General features: G+C 72.8%; 15 protein-coding genes. 10 read left to right on the top strand and 5 right to left on the bottom strand.

Annotation, left to right across the window (positions count from 1 at the left end; all coding sequences use genetic code 11):
• Positions 1-20 precede the first annotated feature (20 nt).
• Positions 21-1,478 (bottom strand): cytosine permease, encoded by a 1,458-nt coding sequence (locus B1H29_RS11000; protein WP_055421806.1) that lies wholly within the window; start codon positions 1,476-1,478, stop codon positions 21-23.
• Positions 1,479-1,622: 144 nt separating this feature from the next.
• Between B1H29_RS11000 and ureA the strand changes: the two genes are divergently transcribed.
• The 8 genes from ureA (at position 1,623) to B1H29_RS10960 (ending at position 10,989) form a co-directional block, all read left to right on the top strand.
• Positions 1,623-2,348: an urease subunit gamma gene (ureA, locus tag B1H29_RS10995; RefSeq protein WP_055421805.1), complete on the top strand. Its 726-nt coding sequence runs from the start codon at positions 1,623-1,625 to the stop codon at positions 2,346-2,348.
• A complete protein-coding gene (locus tag B1H29_RS10990; protein ID WP_055421804.1) occupies positions 2,345-4,060 on the top strand; it encodes an urease subunit alpha in 1,716 nt (571 codons plus the stop codon). The genes ureA and B1H29_RS10990 overlap by 4 nt, the downstream gene beginning before the upstream one ends.
• 11 nt (positions 4,061-4,071) lie before the next feature.
• A complete protein-coding gene (locus B1H29_RS10985; protein ID WP_055421803.1) occupies positions 4,072-5,109 on the top strand; it encodes an agmatine deiminase family protein in 1,038 nt (345 codons plus the stop codon).
• A 37-nt stretch (positions 5,110-5,146) separates the two neighbouring features.
• Positions 5,147-5,641 carry a hypothetical protein gene (locus B1H29_RS10980; protein ID WP_055421802.1) on the top strand — a complete coding sequence of 165 codons (495 nt, stop codon included), beginning with the start codon at positions 5,147-5,149 and terminating at the stop codon, positions 5,639-5,641.
• Complete coding sequence (locus tag B1H29_RS10975) at positions 5,638-6,249, top strand: TetR/AcrR family transcriptional regulator (RefSeq protein WP_055421801.1); 612 nt, start codon at positions 5,638-5,640, stop codon at positions 6,247-6,249. The genes B1H29_RS10980 and B1H29_RS10975 overlap by 4 nt, the downstream gene beginning before the upstream one ends.
• A 122-nt stretch (positions 6,250-6,371) precedes the next feature.
• Complete coding sequence (locus tag B1H29_RS10970) at positions 6,372-7,652, top strand: TolB family protein (protein WP_107095395.1); 1,281 nt, start codon at positions 6,372-6,374, stop codon at positions 7,650-7,652.
• A gap of 305 nt (positions 7,653-7,957) precedes the next feature.
• Positions 7,958-9,562, top strand: coding sequence for a citramalate synthase (cimA, locus tag B1H29_RS10965; protein WP_055421799.1), 1,605 nt, complete (start codon positions 7,958-7,960; stop codon positions 9,560-9,562).
• 77 nt (positions 9,563-9,639) lie between these two features.
• Positions 9,640-10,989 (top strand): hypothetical protein, encoded by a 1,350-nt coding sequence (locus B1H29_RS10960; RefSeq protein ID WP_055421798.1) that lies wholly within the window; start codon positions 9,640-9,642, stop codon positions 10,987-10,989.
• Between the two features lie 73 nt (positions 10,990-11,062).
• On the opposite strand, the gene B1H29_RS10955 is transcribed toward B1H29_RS10960, so the two are convergent.
• Positions 11,063-12,304, bottom strand: a complete 1,242-nt coding sequence (locus B1H29_RS10955) for a Cmx/CmrA family chloramphenicol efflux MFS transporter (RefSeq protein WP_055421941.1) — start codon at positions 12,302-12,304, stop codon at positions 11,063-11,065.
• Between the two features lie 308 nt (positions 12,305-12,612).
• Positions 12,613-13,554: a DMT family transporter gene (locus B1H29_RS10950; RefSeq protein WP_107095399.1), complete on the bottom strand. Its 942-nt coding sequence runs from the start codon at positions 13,552-13,554 to the stop codon at positions 12,613-12,615.
• Positions 13,555-13,630: 76 nt separating this feature from the next.
• Here B1H29_RS10950 and B1H29_RS39290 point away from each other — a divergent pair, with 76 nt between their 5' ends.
• Complete coding sequence (locus B1H29_RS39290; RefSeq protein ID WP_055421940.1) at positions 13,631-14,368, top strand: TetR/AcrR family transcriptional regulator; 738 nt, start codon at positions 13,631-13,633, stop codon at positions 14,366-14,368.
• 263 nt (positions 14,369-14,631) lie between these two features.
• Positions 14,632-14,826 carry a hypothetical protein gene (locus B1H29_RS40020; RefSeq protein ID WP_324611055.1) on the top strand — a complete coding sequence of 65 codons (195 nt, stop codon included), beginning with the start codon at positions 14,632-14,634 and terminating at the stop codon, positions 14,824-14,826.
• On the opposite strand, the gene B1H29_RS10935 is transcribed toward B1H29_RS40020, so the two are convergent.
• Both B1H29_RS10935 and hpnR read right to left on the bottom strand, forming a co-directional pair.
• Positions 14,813-15,370 (bottom strand): YceI family protein, encoded by a 558-nt coding sequence (locus B1H29_RS10935; protein ID WP_055421795.1) that lies wholly within the window; start codon positions 15,368-15,370, stop codon positions 14,813-14,815. The two genes, B1H29_RS40020 and B1H29_RS10935, sit on opposite strands and share 14 nt — an antisense overlap.
• A gap of 94 nt (positions 15,371-15,464) precedes the next feature.
• Positions 15,465-16,958, bottom strand: a complete 1,494-nt coding sequence (gene hpnR, locus B1H29_RS10930; RefSeq protein WP_055421794.1) for a hopanoid C-3 methylase HpnR — start codon at positions 16,956-16,958, stop codon at positions 15,465-15,467.
• Between the last annotated feature and the right edge of the window lie 19 nt (positions 16,959-16,977).

Genomic DNA, 16,977 nt, shown 5'->3' with positions numbered 1-16,977 from the left:
TCCCCCCCGGCCCCGACGGCCTACGCCCTCGCGTCACCCGACCCGGTCGGACAGGAAGCGGGCTCGGCCACGCCGTCCACCCCGGGTGCCGTCGCCACGACGGCACCCGGGGACGACAGCGCGTACACCACCCCGCCCACCAGTCCCGACAGCAGGAAGCTGCAGTCCACCCCGCCGGTGAACGCCAGCAGCGGGCCCTCGTACGACGGCAGGGACACCGCCAGCACGCCGACGACCGCGCCCGCCGCCCAGGCCGCCGTGGCCGGGACGTTCCAGCCGGCCCGGTACCAGTAGGCGCCGCCGCGGGCCCGGCGGTTGAAGACCTGGAGGGCGTCGGCGTCGTACACCCCGCCGCAGCGGACGAAGCCGATCATCGTGATGACCGCCCACGGGGTGCCGATCGCCGTCAGCAGCAGCACGAACGACGTCATCGCCGACTGGGCGGCCCAGGCGTAGTGCCCGACGAAGACACAGGCCGTGGCGACGACGGCGACGGCGCAGGTGGCCCGGGCCCGGGAGGCGCGCGGCAGGATGGCGTCCAGGTCCAGGCCCATGGAGTACAGCATCAGCCCCGCGTTGCCCACCGAGCCCGCGGAGGCGGCGAGCAGCAGCGGGACCAGGTACCAGGTGGGGGCGGCGTCGACCAGCGGCCCGGCGTAGTCCAGGGCGGCGCGGGCGGCGTAGGCCGTGAAGGTGCCGAAGAGCTGCGGCACCAGCAGGCCCAGCATCAGCCCCAGCCAGGTCGCGTGCAGCACCCGGCGGGAGGAGAAGCGGGCCGGGGAGACGTAGCGGGTGTAGTCGCCGAGCAGCGTGATGAAGGCGACCGGCCCGGACAGTCCGGCGGCCACGGCCGCGAGCAGCCACGTCGGCCAGAAGCCGCCCAGCAGATAGCCGCCCGCGTCCGGCAGCGCGGCGGTCGTGAAATCGGGGGCGTAGGCGATCACGCCCAGGACCAGCAGGGCGGTCATGCCGAAGGCCAGCACCCGGGACATGGCGAGCAGCACCCGGTAGCCGTACACCGCGCCCGCGACGGTCGCCGCGGCTAGCAGCCCGTAGACGACGGCGTACGCGGCCCCGCCCTGCGGCAGCCCGAAGAGCCGGCCGAGGACGCCCGTCATCACGTCGCCGCCGATCCACACGGTCAGCGCGGTGTATCCGAGGGCGAGGAGCAGGCCGACCACCGACCCGACCAGGCGTCCGCGCACGCCGAACTGGGCGCCGGACGACGTGGACAGATTGGTGCCGGTGCGCAGGGAGACCAGGGCCAGCGGGGCCGTGAACAGCGTGCCGACGACCGTGCCCGCCACCACCGAGCTGACCGACGCCCACCAGTCGAGACCGAAGGACGGCGGCAGCCAGCCGAAGACGATCACGCCCAGACAGAGGTTGGACCCCAGCAGGATCGAGACCAGGTCCCGGGGCCCGCTGGTGCGTTCCGCCTCGGGGATGGTGTCGACTCCGCGCTGTTCCATCGGCATGGCTGGTCTCCTTCGACGGCCGCCAGTAATTTAGAGCGACGCTCAATGTGACGTCTGCCCTGCCAGTCCGTCAACGGTTTCGGGAAAGGAAAGCGACGTTTAGAGTGATGCTCTAATGTATGGACGGCAAGGAGGTGCCACGTCGTGAGACTGACTCCCACGGAACGTGACCGGCTGCTGCTCTTCGGGGCGGCCGAGCTGGCCCGGGCGCGCCGTGCCCGCGGGCTCAGGCTGAACGTGCCGGAGGCGACCGCGCTGATCGCGGACACCGTGTGCGAGGCCGCCCGCGACGGCGCCCGGCTCGCGGAGGCGATCGAGCGCGCCCGGTCCGTACTGGGCCCCGACGACGTGCTGCCCGGCGTCGCGGACGTGGTCACCGAGGTGCACGTGGAGGCCGTCTTCGACGACGGGTCCCGGCTCGCCGTCGTCTCCGACCCCGTCGGGGGCGGGCTGGGGGACCGGGCGCCGGGCGCCCTGCTGCCCGGGCCCGGCCACGCCGAGCCCGAGGCCGCGGTGCGCCTGCCGGTCACCAACACCGCGACCGTGCCCGTCTCCGTGACCTCCCACTTCCACTTCTTCGAGGCCAACCCGCGCCTGGACTTCGACCGCGCACGGGCCTACGGCATGCGCCTGGCCGTCCCCGCCGGCTCCTCGGTCCGCCTCGGACCCGGGGAGAGCGCCGAGGTCGGCCTCGTACCCATCGGCGGGCGGCGCGTCGCGATCGGCTTCGCCGGACTGGTCGACGGCCCGCTCGACGCGCCGGGAGCCAAGGAGGAGGCCCTGCGCCGGGCCGCGGCCTGCGGATACCTGGGCGTCACACGGCAAGCGGCGGACGTCACGCGGGACGCGCCGGAAGGAGGCGGGCGATGAGCCGCTCGAAGGGACGAGAGATCAGCGAGTCGCTCCGCATCGACGCCCACGCCTACGCGGCCACCCACGGCCCGCGCGCCGGCGACCGCCTCCGCCTCGGCGACTCGGGGCTGGTGATCCGCGTCGAGTCCGACGCCCAGCGCTACGGCGACGAGTTCCTCGCCGGGTTCGGCAAGACCGCCCGCGACGGACTGCACCTCAAAGCCGCCGCCGTCCGCGAGACCTGCGACGTCGTGATCAGCAACGTCGTCGTGATCGACGCGGTCCAGGGGATCAGGAAGGTGTCGATCGGCATCCGCGAGGGGCGGATCCGCGGGATCGGCCGGGCCGGGAACCCCGACACCCTCGACGGGGTCGACGTCGTGGTCGGCACCGGCACCTCCATCGTGTCCGGGGAAGGGCTCATCGCCACCGCCGGGGCCGTCGACACCCACGTCCACCTGCTCTCCCCGCGCATCATGGAGGCGTCGCTCGCGTCCGGCGTGACGACGGTCATCGGGCAGGAGTTCGGCCCGGTGTGGGGCGTCGGCGTCAACTCGCCCTGGGCGCTGAAGCACGCGTTCGGCGCCTTCGACGCCTGGCCGGTCAACATCGGCTTCCTCGGGCGGGGTTCGTCCTCCCACGAGGCGCCGCTGATCGAGGCGCTGGCCGAGGGCGGCGCGTCCGGATTCAAGGTGCACGAGGACATGGGCGCCCACACCCGCGCCCTGGACACCGCCCTGCGCGTCGCCGAGGAGCACGACGTCCAGGTCGCCCTGCACAGCGACGGCCTGAACGAGTGCCTCTCCGTCGAGGACACCCTCCGCGTCCTGGAGGGCCGCACCATCCACGCCTTCCACATCGAGGGCTGCGGGGGCGGACACGTCCCCAACGTGCTGAAGATGGCCGGCGTCCCCAATGTCATCGGCTCCTCCACCAACCCCACCCTGCCCTTCGGCCGGGACGCGGTCGCCGAGCACTACGGCATGATCGTCTCCGTCCACGACCTGAAGACCGACCTGCCGGGCGACGCCGCCATGGCCCGCGACCGCATCCGCGCCGGGACCATGGGCGCCGAGGACGTGCTGCACGACCTGGGCGCGATCGGCATCACCTCCTCCGACGCGCAGGGCATGGGCCGGGCGGGCGAGACCGTCCGCCGCACCTTCGCCATGGCCGGGAAGATGAAAGCCGAGTTCGGCGCCCCGGACGACGACCACGACAACGAGCGCGTCCTGCGCTACATGGCGAAGCTGACCGTCAACCCCGCCATCGCCCACGGCCTCTCGCACGAGGTCGGCTCGATCGAGACCGGCAAGCTCGCCGACATCGTCCTGTGGCGCCCGGAGTACTTCGGCGCCAAGCCGCAGCTCGTCCTCAAGTCCGGCTTCCCGGCGTACGGCGTGGTCGGCGACCCGAACGCGGCCACCGACACCTGCGAACCCCTCGTCCTCGGCCCGCAGTTCGGCGCGCACGGCGCCACGCCCGCCGACATATCCGTGGCCTTCGTCGCCCAGGCCGCCCTCGACCAGGGCGGCGACACGATGCCCACCCGCCGCCGCCGGGTCGCGGTGCGCGGCACGCGCGGCGTCGGCCCGGCCGACCTGCGCCTGAACTCCCGTACCGGCGCGGTCGACGTCGACCAGCGCACCGGCCTGGTCACCCTGGACGGAGACCCGCTGCGCTCGGAACCGGCCGACTCCGTCTCCCTCAACCGCCTCTACTTCCTGTGAAGGTACCCGTCATGACCCCTGCCGCCGACGGTTTCCGCATGCCTCCCGAATGGGCCCCGCACGAGCGCACCTGGATGGCCTGGCCGGGCCCCAACCCCACCTTCGAGGACCCCGAGGACCTGGCCGCCGCGCGTATCGCCTGGGCGTCCGTCGCCCGTGCCGTCCGCCGCTTCGAGCCGGTCACGGTGGTGTGCGGTCCGGGGCAGTCGGCCGAGGCGCGCGCTCTGCTGGGCGACGGCGTCGAGACGGTCGAACGCGACCTGGACGACGCCTGGATGCGCGACATCGGCCCCACCTTCCTCACCGACGGCGCCGAACTGGCCGCCGTCGACTGGACCTTCAACGGCTGGGGCGCCCAGGAGTGGGCCCGCTGGGACCACGACGCGAAGGTCGGCGCGTACGTCGCCGACCTCGCCGGCGCCCGCACGTACACCTCGCCGCTGGTCAACGAGGGCGGCGGCATCCACGTCGACGGTGAGGGCACCGTGCTGCTCACCGAGACCGTGCAGCTCGGGCCCGAGCGCAACCCCGGCTGGACGAGGGAGCGGGTCGAGGCGGAGATCCACGCCCACCTCGGCACCCGCAAGGCGATCTGGCTGCCGCGCGGGCTGACCGGCGACTACCCCCCGCACGGCTTCGGCACCCTCGGCCACGTCGACATCGTCGCCGCCTTCGCCGCCCCCGGCGTCGTCGTCGCCCATCACCAGCCCGACCCGGCCCACCCCGACCACGAGGTCACCCGGGAGGCCATCGGCATCCTGCGCTCCGCCACCGACGCCCGGGGGCGCCGCCTGGAGGTCGTCGAGGTGCCCGCCCCGACCGTCCTGGAGGCCGGCGGCCACTGGGCCGACTACTCCTACATCAACCACTACCTCTGCAACGGCGGCGTCGTGCTCTGCGGCTTCGACGACCCGCGCGACGAGATCGCGGCCGGCATCTTCCGCCGGCTTCACCCGCGGCGCACGGTGACCCTGGTGGACGCGCGCACGATCTTCGCGGGCGGCGGCGGCATCCACTGCATCACCCAGCAGCAGCCGAAGACGGGCTGACGGCGGGGGGACGGCGGTGATCGGGTAGAACGTACGGGTGGATGTACTGCTCTGCACGGCCTGCGGACACCGACTGACCGAGCCGCTGCGTCTCCTGCCCGAGGTGCCACCGCTCCCGGAGTACGACGGATCCCGGAACCCGGACGGCTCGCGGCACGCCCCGTCGACCCTGCCGCCCGGCAGGTACGCGGTGGACCCCGAGCCGAGCGGGGCGCCGTACGTGCCGCATCCGGACCCGGAGTGGGAGGGATCGACCCTCCCCGGAGTCTCGGTGGGGGAACTGGACGGCCCCCGCACGATGGTGTCGAGGGGGCCGCGCGGCACCCTGGTGGTGAACCCGGAGGACACCCGCGAGCGGCTGTCCGGCAACCCGGACGTCCAGGAGTCGGGGTGCTGCGGAACGCTCGGCATGGAGGGGCCCAACCAGGTGTGCGGCGGGTGCGGAGCCGCGGTGGCCACCTGGCACAGCGAGTGCTACGGGCCGTGGGAGATCCGCTTCCTTGCGGCCGCGGTCCGGGTGGCCTGCGCATGAGCACCCCCGGCGCCCGCCGCCGCAACACCGCCCCGCCGCGCGAGGACGTCCTGGCCGCCGCCATGGAGATGATCGCCGAGCGCGGCCTGGAGAAACTCACCATGGCGGCACTCGGCCGCGAGGTCGGCATGAGCAGCGGCCACCTCCTCTACTACTTCCACTCCAAGGACGAACTGCTGCTGCGCACCCTCGAGTGGAGCGAGGGGCGACTCGGGGTCGAACGCGGCCGGCTGCTCACCCGGTCCGGAACGGCCCGCGAACGCCTGGACGCCTACGTCGACCTGTACGTCCCCGCCGGGCACCGCGATCCGCACTGGACGCTGTGGCTGGAGGTCTGGAACCACTCGCAGAACGCCGCCGACGAGGCCCGCGACCGGCAGGCCGCCATCGAGGGCGCCTGGCACCGCGACCTGGTCGCGCTGCTCGCCGAGGGTGTCTCGCGGGGCGAGTTCCGTCCCGTCGACCCCGACCGTTACGCCTCGCGGCTGCGGGCCCTCCTCGACGGCTTCGCCATCCACGTGGCGATCGGGCTGCGCGGGACGGACCGGGGGAGGGTTCTCGGCCATGTGCGGGAGTTCCTGGACGAGAGCCTGGTCACGGACGCCTGATCACGCGCCCGGGTTGTACGACCTACGGCGGATTGCCCGGCCACCCGTCCGTGCGTTTGCCTCGTGATGTGCCCTCGGCGTGGGGCCGGGGGAACAGCGCCCACGGGGAAGCAGGGGGAGAGATGCGAAGACTCTTACGGGGCACGTGCGCCGTGGTGCTCGCGGCGGCGACGGTGGCCACGGCCGCGCCGTCGGCGTCCGCCGCGAGCAAGCGGGGGGACACCGTCCGGATCAGCGTCTCCGCGGACGGACGGGAGGTGGCGTACGGCGGACGGAGCCCGTCGCTCAGCGCCGACGGCCGGTTCGCGGTGTTCGAGTCGTCGTCCCCGGGCCTCGTCCCGGAGGACACCGACCAGAAGACCGACGTCTTCCTGCGCGACCTGCGCCGGGGGACCATCGAACGGATCAGCGTCCGCGACGACGGCGGCGCGTACGAGCACTCGTCCTTCGCGGCCCGGATCAGCCCCGACGGCCGGTACGTGACCTACACGGCGGGCACCGGCTCCTACGCGGACGGCACCTACTTCTCCGGCGTCTACCTCCACGACCGGGTCAAGCACCGCACCGAACTGGTGAGCCTCACCGACGACGAACGGGCCGTCCCGCAGCCCTACGGGACCGCGCAGGTCAGCAGGGGCGGCCGGTACGTGGCCTTCCTCGCGGAGTTCCGCGACACCGGGGACACGGGGGACGGGGTGCGCAACGGCCTCTACCTGCGGGACCGCAGGCTGGGCACGACGCGCCTGATCAGCCGTGCCACGCCCCCCACCGCCGGCGGGTCCGAGTGGACCGTGGGCTACCACTTCACCATGAGCGCCGACGCCGGCCGCCTCGCCTACGGCCTGGAGCGGGGCCGGGCCGGGTACGTCGTCCACGTCCACGACCGCCGCACCGGCCGTACCGAAGCGTTCGACGAGGCGGCCGGGACCCGGCGGCCCCCCACCTTCAGCGGCGACGGCCGGCACATGGCCTTCGTCTCCTTCGAAGCGGATCTGGTGCCGGGGGACACCAACGCGACGTCCGACGTCTTCGTGCGGGACCTGCGCACCGGCACGACGGAACGGGTGTCCCTGGCCGCCGACGGCGGGCAACTGGACGACCGGTCGGGGCCGCCCGTCATCAGCGAGGACGGCCGGCGCGTCGTCTTCTCCTCCGCGGGGACCGGACTGGTCCCGGGCGGGACGGAGAAGACCCAGCTCTACGTCCGGGACCTGCGCACGGACGTCAACCGGCAGGTGACCGTCGCCCTCCACCCGGACGACGTGGGGTACGGGGTGTACGCCTGGCAGGAAGCCGCGCCGAGCCGTGACGGACGCACCGTCGCCTTCGAGACGCACGCGGGAAACCTGGTGCCCGGGGACACCAACCGGTCGTCCGACGTCTTCGTCCGCCGCATGCGCTGACCAGCACCGCGCTCGCATCCTGAGACGGTCGGTGAGCACGGGGGCGGTCTGTGCCAGACTGCCTCCGTGCTCTCGTTCGCCATGATTATTGGCAGCAGGCGCGCCGGTCCGCAGTGACCACCGCGTACGACCAGGTACGGGTGGACACCGTCGTCCTCGACCCGCGCGCAGACCTCTCGCACCCGCGAGGGGTTTTTCGTTTTCCTGGCCCACCCCCAGCCGGGAAGAGAGCGTGCGGGATCATAGACGGACGGTGGAACCGGTCATTCCGGTAGACCGAGATCCCATACAGGAGTCTTCAGATCATGACCGCTACCAGCGAACTCGACGATTCGTTCCACGTCTTCGACACCACCCTGCGCGACGGCGCGCAGCGCGAGGGCATCAACCTCACGGTCGCGGACAAGCTGGCCATCGCACGGCACCTGGACGACTTCGGTGTGGGCTTCATCGAGGGCGGCTGGCCCGGCGCCAACCCGCGGGACACCGAGTTCTTCGCCCGCGCCCGGCAGGAGATCGACTTCCAGCACGCCCAGCTCGTCGCCTTCGGCGCCACCCGCCGCGCGGGCGCGACCGCCGCCGAGGACCACCAGGTCAAGGCGCTCCTGGAGTCCGGCGCCCAGGTGATCACCCTGGTCGCCAAGTCCCACGACCGGCACGTCGAACTCGCCCTGCGCACCACGCTCGAGGAGAACCTGGCGATGGTGCGGGACACCGTCTCCCACCTCGTCGCGCAGGGCCGCCGGGTCTTCGTCGACTGCGAGCACTTCTTCGACGGCTACCGCGCCAACCCCGAGTACGCGAAGGCCGTCGTCCGCGCCGCCTCGGAAGCGGGCGCCGACGTGGTCATCCTGTGCGACACCAACGGCGGCATGCTCCCGGCGCAGATCCAGGCCGTGGTCGCCACGGTGCTGGCCGACACCGGTGCCCGGCTCGGCATCCACGCCCAGGACGACACCGGCTGCGCCGTCGCCAACACCCTCGCCGCCGTCGACTCGGGCGCGACCCACGTCCAGTGCACGGCGAACGGCTACGGCGAGCGCGTGGGCAACGCCAACCTGTTCCCGGTCGTGGCCGCCCTGGAGCTGAAGTACGGCAAGCGGGTCCTGCCCGAGGGCCGGCTGCGGGAGATGACCCGCATCTCCCACGCCATCGCCGAGGTCGTCAACCTCACCCCCTCCACCCACCAGCCCTACGTGGGCGTCTCCGCCTTCGCGCACAAGGCGGGCCTGCACGCCTCCGCGATCAAGGTCGATCCGGACCTGTACCAGCACATCGACCCCGAGCTGGTCGGCAACACCATGCGGATGCTCGTCTCCGACATGGCCGGCCGCGCCTCCATCGAGCTCAAGGGCAAGGAGCTCGGCGTCGACCTCGGCGGCGACCGCGAGCTGGTCGGCCGCGTCGTCGAGCGCGTGAAGGAACGGGAGCTGGCGGGCTACACGTACGAGGCCGCGGACGCGAGCTTCGAACTGCTGCTGCGCGCCGAGGCCGAGGGCGGCCCCCTCGAGTACTTCGACGTCGAGTCCTGGCGCTCGATCGCCGAGGACCGCCCCGACGGCACCCACGCCAACGAGGCCACGGTCAAGCTCTGGGCCAAGGGCGAGCGCATCGTCGCCACGGCCGAGGGCAACGGCCCGGTCAACGCCCTGGACCGCGCCCTGCGGGTCGCCCTGGAGAAGATCTACCCGGAGCTGGCCAAGCTCGACCTGGTCGACTACAAGGTCCGCATCCTGGAGGGAGTGCACGGCACCCAGTCCACGACCAGGGTCCTCATCTCCACGAGCGACGGGACGGGGGAGTGGTCCACGGTGGGCGTCGCCGAGAACGTCATCGCCGCCTCGTGGCAGGCCCTGGAGGACGCGTACACGTACGGGCTGCTGCGGGCGGGGGTCACGCCCGCCGGGTGAGCCGGTTTTCCGTTCCGCACCGAGGTCTTCGCCCGTACTGATGTCTTATTGAGGTCGATTCGGGTACTTTCGAACGTATGAAGGACGCACGTGTTCGAGTCCTCATACGCCTCCTGGTCGCGCCGGTCATCGCCGCGCTGGCGGTGCTGATGGCCGGTGCGCCCGGCGCGCAGGCGGCCACCGACGTCTCCGAGATCGGCGCGGCCCTGCGCGAGAGTCCCGTGTACGTGGATCCGGCCGCCTCCGACCTGCTGTCGTCGTCGGACGCCGAGGCGCTGGCCGACAAGATCGAGGACGCGAACGAATCCGTCTTCGTGGTGGTCCTCCCCGCCGGTTACCCGACCGGGAACCTCTTCCAGAACCTCCGCACCGAGACCGGCATCACCGGTTTGTACGGCGTCCGGCTCGGCGACCAGTTCGACGCGCGCGCCGACAGCAGCGTGCTGAGTCGCCAGGGCGTGGACAACCTGGTCACGGCTGCGCAGGGCGCGGGCGACGCCAAGGCCCAGTTGAACGACTTCGTCGACGACGCGCTGCGCAGTGTGCGCGGCTCCGCGCCCTCGTCCTGGGACTCCGGCGGCGCCTCGGTGCCGACCGGCGCCCTGATCACCGCCGGCGCGGTCGTGGCGGTCGGCGGCGCGAGCGTCTACGCGCTCTCCCGGCGCAACCGGCGCCGCCGCGAGGAGGAGCAGCGGGAGGCGCTGGAGAGGCTGCGGGTGGTGGTCGACGAGGACATCACCGCGTTCGGCGAGGAGCTGGACCGCCTCGACTTCCACCCGGCGGAACCGCACGCCGACGACGCCATGCGCACGGACTACGAACGCGCCCTCGACGCCTACGAACAGGCCAAGACCTACATGGCGGACGCCCGGAAACCGGAGGACGTGCGCGCGGTCACCCAGGCCCTGGAGGACGGCCGCTTCTCGCTCGCGCAGCTCGCCGCCCGCCGCGAGGGCAGGCAGTTGCCCGAACGCCGCCCGCCCTGCTTCTTCGACCCGCGCCACGGCCCGTCGGTCGCCGACGTCACCTGGACCCCGCAGGGCGGCACCACCCGCCAGGTCCCGGTCTGCGCCGCGGATCAGACCCGCCTCTCCGACGGCCGGGACCCGATGATCCGCGAGGTGGACACCGAGTACGGCCGCCGCCCCTACTGGGACGCGGGTCCGGCCTACGGCCCCTGGGCGGGCGGCTACTTCGGCGGTGGCATCCTGCCCGGCCTGCTGGTCGGCACCATGCTGGGCGGCATGATGGCGGGCCCGGCCTACGGCGCAGGTTACGGCGCCGGTTACGGCGACTTCGGCGGCCACGAGGGCGGCGACGTCTCCGGTGGGGACTTCGACCCCGGTGACTTCGGAGGCGGTTTCGGGGGCGGCGACTTCGGCGGCGGCGGTGGTTTCGGCGGAGGCGACTTCGGCGGAGGCTTCTGACGGCGGGACCGGGGCTCCCCTCGCCGTCCGTCGGCCCGGCGCCTACGGTGCCCGGCCGACGGACGGCGTCGCGTCAGAGCGGCGTCGTCCGGCACGTCCGGGCGGCTCGACCCGCTCGGGTCGCTCGACCCGCTCGACCCGCTTGGGCAGCCCGGGCAGCCCGGGCAGCCCGGGCGGCTCCGGCAGCCGGCGCCGCGAGGGTCAGGGCGAAGGCGGAAGCGACGAGCCCCGCGCTGACCCACACCGGCGACCGGTACCCGAACCCCGCACCGATGGCCGCGCCCCCGGCCCACGGGCCCAGCGCCGCGCCCACGTTGAACGCGGCCGTCGCGAAGCCGCCGGCCAGGGTCGGAGCGTCCGGCGCCGCGTACAGCACCTGGGAGATCAGCGTGGAGCCGACCCCGAAGGACAGGGCGCCCAGGAGGAAGACGAACCCGAGTGCGAGAACCGGGTTCCCGGCGCCCAGCGCGAGTGCGGTCCATCCGGCGCACAGCGCGGCCCCGCCCACCGTCACCACCGCCGCCGGGCTTCGGTCGGCCAGCCGTCCGCCGACGCTCACCCCGACGAACGACCCCGCTCCGAACAGCGCCAGCACCCCCGGCACCCACGCGGCGCCCAGCCCGCCGACCTCGGTGGCCAGCGGCGCGAGATACGTGAACGTACAGAACGTCGCCCCGTTCACCAGGGCGCCCAGCAGCAGCGTGACCAGGAGCCGAGGGCCGCGCAGCGACCGCAGCTCCCCTCCCAGCGGGGGAGGCGTGGCGTCGGCGGCCCCGCCCGGCACCGACCGGGCCACCGCCGCCACCGCGGGCACCGACAGCACCACCACCGCCCAGAACGCCGAGCGCCAGCCCCACACCTGCCCGAGCAGCGCCCCGGCGGGCACCCCCACCACGCAGGCGAGCGTGATCCCGGCGAGCAGCGTGGACGTGGCCCGCCCCTTGGCCTCCGGCCCCACCATGCCCACGGCGGTCACCAGGGCCACGGCCAGGAATCCGGCATTGGCCAGCGCCCCGACCACCCGGGTGGCGAGCAGTACCCCGAAACTGTGGGTGACGGCACCCACCACGTGAACGGCGACGAAGACGGCCAGGAAGCCCAGCAGGGCACCCCGCCGCGACCACCGCCGCCCGAGCCCCGCCATCAGCGGCGCCCCGACGACCATCCCCACCGCGAAGGCGGAGGTCAGCGCCCCCGCCGCGGGCACGGTGACCTGTAGATCCCTCGCGATGTCCGGCACCAGCCCGGACAGCATGAACTCGGACGTTCCCTGGGCGAACACGGCGAGGCCCAGCAGGAAGATTGCGAACGGCATGAAGAAACTCCGCACCCCGAAGTCGACATCGGACACGACACGGCGGACGGCCGTCCGGCGGCGATCACGACAACGACGACTCCGGGTACGCGCGGAGCGCGTCCCTCAGCCCGGCATCACGAACAGCCACCGGAGAGCCGGTGGCCGGAGTCTGGAGGCTTCGGGACTGTTCACGGAGGGCAGGCTAGCGCGATTCGGCGGGCGGTACGACCGATAAATTCGCGCCGAGGCGCATGACGGCGGTCCGGGCCGGGGGCGTGTCCCCGCCCCGCCCCCGCAGTCGGCGCACGGCCGGGACCCGTTCCCGGTCACCGCGCTCGCGGACACGTGGGGCGTTGCCCGACGGAACCCGGGGAAGAGCGTGCGGGCCGGGACCGTGACGTCCCGTTCCCGCGGCGGACGATGACGACGGCTGCGAGCCCGACGGCCAGGCCGAGGGCGGTCTGGACGCCGAACGGTTCGCCGAACACGAGGGCGCCCCACACGGCGGTGACCGGGGCCATGAGGAACATCAGGGTGTTGACCTCGGTGATGCCGGACCGGCGCAGGATCAGCCAGTACAGGCCGTAGCCGCCGAAGGTGGGCAGCACCACGAGCCAGGCGGTCGCCACCCAGAACGAGGAGTCGGCGGGCGGGGCGGCGGCCCCGGCGGCGACCGCCAGACCGGAGAAGAGCACGGCGCTGGTCGCACAGTGGATCGTCAGCGCCGCCCGGGGCGCGACCGGCGCGCGGGAGCGGCCCTCCAGGAAGGTGGCCGCCACCAGCGACAGCATGCCGAGGAAGGGCACGAGGTACGCCCACCAGGCCACGTCCGCCTTGGCCGCCGCGGCGTCGGCCAGCGTGACCGTGGCGACACCGGCCAGCCCCAGCCACAGCCCGAGCCACTGCCGGCGCGAGACGTACTGCCGCAGCAGGGGCCCGGCGAGCGCGCCGGCGACGAGCGGCTGGACGCCGTCGATCAGGGCGGTGGTGCCGCTGGAGACGCCGAGCTGGATGGCGTAGTAGACGCTGAGCAGATAGCCGCTCTGGGACAGCGCGCCGACGACGACCTGCCGGCCGACGTCCCGGCGGGTCAGGCCCCGCCACGCGGCCGCTCCGGAGACGGCCGCCGCCGCGAGGAGGACCACGGCGAGCGGCAGGAACCGCCACATCAGGAGCGTGGTCGCGTCCGCGGTCCCCGCGCCGGCTTTGGCGCCGATGAACCCGGAGCTCCAGCACAGGACGAAGGCGGCCGAGAGCAGGGCCTTCACGTCAACCACCACCATGGAGTAGACAGATCGGTTTACTCGCTTGGTGCCCACTATACAGACCGGTATACTGGTGGTCATGGGTCCTGCCGAGAAACCGCACCGCGTCCGCATGACGCCCGGCGCGCGACGCGTGCTGGAGGCCGCCGAGCGGCTGTTCTACGAGCGCGGCATCCACGCCGTGGGCGTGGACCTCATCGCCGCCGAGGCGGGGGTGACCAAGAAGACGCTGTACGACCGGTTCGGCTCGAAGGAGCAGATCGTCGTGGAGTACCTGGCCGGGCGCGACGAGCGCTGGCGGGACCTGCTCGCCGGTCGTCTGGAGGCGGTCGCGGACCAGGGGGCGGCCGCCCGGGTCCTGGCCGTCTTCGAGGCCTCGCGCGCGTGGGCGGCGGAGTACGGCTCCAAGGGGTGCAGCATGATCAACGCCCACGCGGAGATCAGCGACCCGGCCCACCCGGCGTACCCGGTCATCACCGGGCAGAAGCGGTGGATGCTCGACCTGTTCACCCGCCTCACCCGGCAAGCCGGCGAGGTCGACGTGGGCGGCGCGAACGAGAGGACCGGTGCGGTCGCGGGGACCAGTGCGCACCAGGGGGCCGGTGCGCACCAGGGGACCGGTGCGGTAGAGGGGACCGGTGCGGTCGAAGGGGCCGGCGCGGACCGGCTGGTGCGCACGCTGATGCTGCTGCACGAGGGGGCGCTGGTCGCGCACGGGCTGGGCGTCTTCCCCGACCCCTTCGGTCACGCCCTCGACCAGGTGCGGGACCTGCTGGAGGACGGGGCGGCGGCCGGGTGGGGCACGCCACTGGGGTGAGCCCGAGCCGTCCGGTGCCGCGCTCCTCGTCACCGACATGCGGAACGCCATGGTCGCCACGGCGCACCGGGCCGCCGAGGCGGTCGCCGCGATCGCGGGGCTGAGCGGGCGGGCCCGGGCGAGCGGGCCCGGGCGGCCGGTGTGCCGGTGGTGACGGTCCGGCACCGGGGCGAGGGCGTGGTGCCCGGTACCGAAGGCCTGTGGGTCGTGCCCGCGCCGGCGCCGGGGGCCGGTGGTCGACAAGGCGACCCGACCTGGTCGTGGTGGCCGACGGACACACCACGTCGCGGCGGAGCGCGGCGGACGCGGACGACCTGGTTCCCGCGGACCGTTCGATCGCGCGGTACCACACGATCTACCGGACGATCGGCCGGCCCGGCCGCCGTATCCGGCTCCGGGCCGCCGCCGAGGTGGTCCTGGGTGCCCCCGAGGGGGCGCGGGGCGTCACGCCTGCTTGATCGCCGAGATGTCGAAGTTCAGCTTGATCTTGTCGGAGACCAGCACGCCGCCCGTCTCCAGTGCCGCGTTCCAGGTCAGCCCCCACTCCGAACGCTTGATCTCCGCCTTGCCCTCGAAGCCGACGCGCTCGTTGCCGAACGGGTCCCTGGCGGCGCCGTTGAACTCCAGGTCGATGGTGAGCGGCCTGGTGGTGCCGAGGATCGTGAGATCGCCGGTGATGCGGTAGTCGTCGCCGCCCAGGGCCTCCGCCCTGGTGGAGCGGAAGGTCATCTTCGGGAACTGGTCCGTCTTGAAGAAGTCCGAGCTCTTGAGGTGGCCGTCGCGGTCGGCGGAGCCGGTGTCGATGCTGTCCATCGTGATGTCCAGGGTCGCCGTGGAGGCGGTCGGGTCGGTGCCGTCCAGGTGCAGCGTGCCGCTGAAGTCGAGGAACTTGCCCTTGACGTTGGTGACCATGGCGTGGCGTGCCGTGAAACCGATCGTCGTGTGGGCGGGGTCGACCGTGTACTCGCCGGTCAGGGTGGCGAGGTCGGTGGTCGTGGTCATGGCGTCCTCCGGGAAGGTGGTCGAGGCGTGATGTTGAATGTTCAACCAGTCCAACGGTCACGACTCTAGACCTATTCCGTACGGGCTTCAACGGTTATGACGGGCGCGGCGGTGACGCTTGCGGTGCCTGCCGCGTGTGGACGTAGAGCTGCCGCCGGTCGCCGACGTCGACGGGCTTCGGCAGCGGAAGCTCGTACCGCACGGGCATACCGTGGTCCGCGAACTGCCGGCGCGGGTTGTAGACCTGGTTGAACTTCCACAGCATGCGGGCGAAGTTCGTCTGCCCGCGCAGCAGGTTCCGGCCGAGGATCCGGGCCGCGCCGAACGCCGTCCGCAGACCCAGGTGCTTGCGGTTGATCACGGCCTGGGTGCGGACCAGTTCCTCGTAGAAGCGGTCCAGCGGCAGCGTCGTCGGCACCACGGCGTGCTGGATGTCGAAGAGGCGGTAGTCGCGGGTGGTGAGGCGACGCGATTCCGTGTGCCAGATCTCCGTCCCCGGATACGGCGTCATCACGGTGAAGTGGACGATCTCCGGCACCGACAGCGCGAACTCCCGCACCACCCGGAAACGCTCCTCGTCCCAGGCCGGGTCCACGATGAGGTTGATGGCGACCTGGATACCCATGCGCCGGGCCGCCTCGAGCGCCCGGAAGTTCTCGTCCGGGCTGATCCGCTTGCGGAACAGGTCCAGGCCCTCGGCGTCGATGGCCTCCATGCCCAGGAACATGTAGCGCAGGCCGAGCCGCGCCCACCGCTCGAAGACCTCGGGATGGCGCAGCAGCACGTCGCTGCGCGTCTCCAGGTAGTACTGCTTGCGGATGCCGCGCCGCTCCACCTCGTCGGCGATGGCGTTGCCGTGCTCCGGCCGGATGAAGGCCACGTCGTCCACGATGAACACGTTGGGCTCGCGGACGCGCGCCAGGTCCTCGGCCGCCGCCTCGGGGGACGCCTTGCGGTAGCTGCGGCCGTAGAAGGTCCACGCCGAGCAGAACGAACAGTCCCAGGGGCAGCCGCGGGTGAACTCGATGGAGGCGCACGGGTCCAGCTCGCCGATGAAGTAGCGGCGCCGGTTGCGCATCAGGTCGCGGGCCGGGAGCGGGGAGTCGATGCCGTGCATCATCAGCGGCGCGGGCCCCCGCCCGGCGGCGGTGATGATCCCGGGTACGCCGTCCACCCCGCCGTCGCGCACCGCCTCCAGCAGCGGCGCGATCACCGGTTCGCCCTCACCCCGGACCACGGCGTCCACCGCCCCGGCCGCCTGCTCCAGCACGTCCTGGGCGACGAAGGAGACGCTGTGCCCGCCGAAGAAGACGAAGCAGCCCGGTACCTCCCGCTTCACCTTCGCCGCCAGGTCGATCGCCTCCGGGATGTTCGCCAGGTAGTTCAGCGAGACGCCGAGTGCCTCGGGCCGGAACGACCGCACCTCGTCGCGCAGCACCCGCTCGCTGAGCACCTGACGGTCCACGACCCGCACCTCGTGCCCCGCCTCGCGGGCCGCGCCCGCCACCCGTTCGAGCCCCAGGGGCTCCAGGCGCAGGAAGATCTCGGAGTACATCAGGGCACTGGGATGGACGAGCAGCAGGCGCATGGTCACCTCGTCGCGGATC

This window comes from Streptomyces pactum (assembly GCF_002005225.1).
GTDB classification, from domain to species: domain Bacteria; phylum Actinomycetota; class Actinomycetes; order Streptomycetales; family Streptomycetaceae; genus Streptomyces; species Streptomyces pactum_A.
This window is presented reverse-complemented; position numbering and strand designations above follow the sequence as displayed.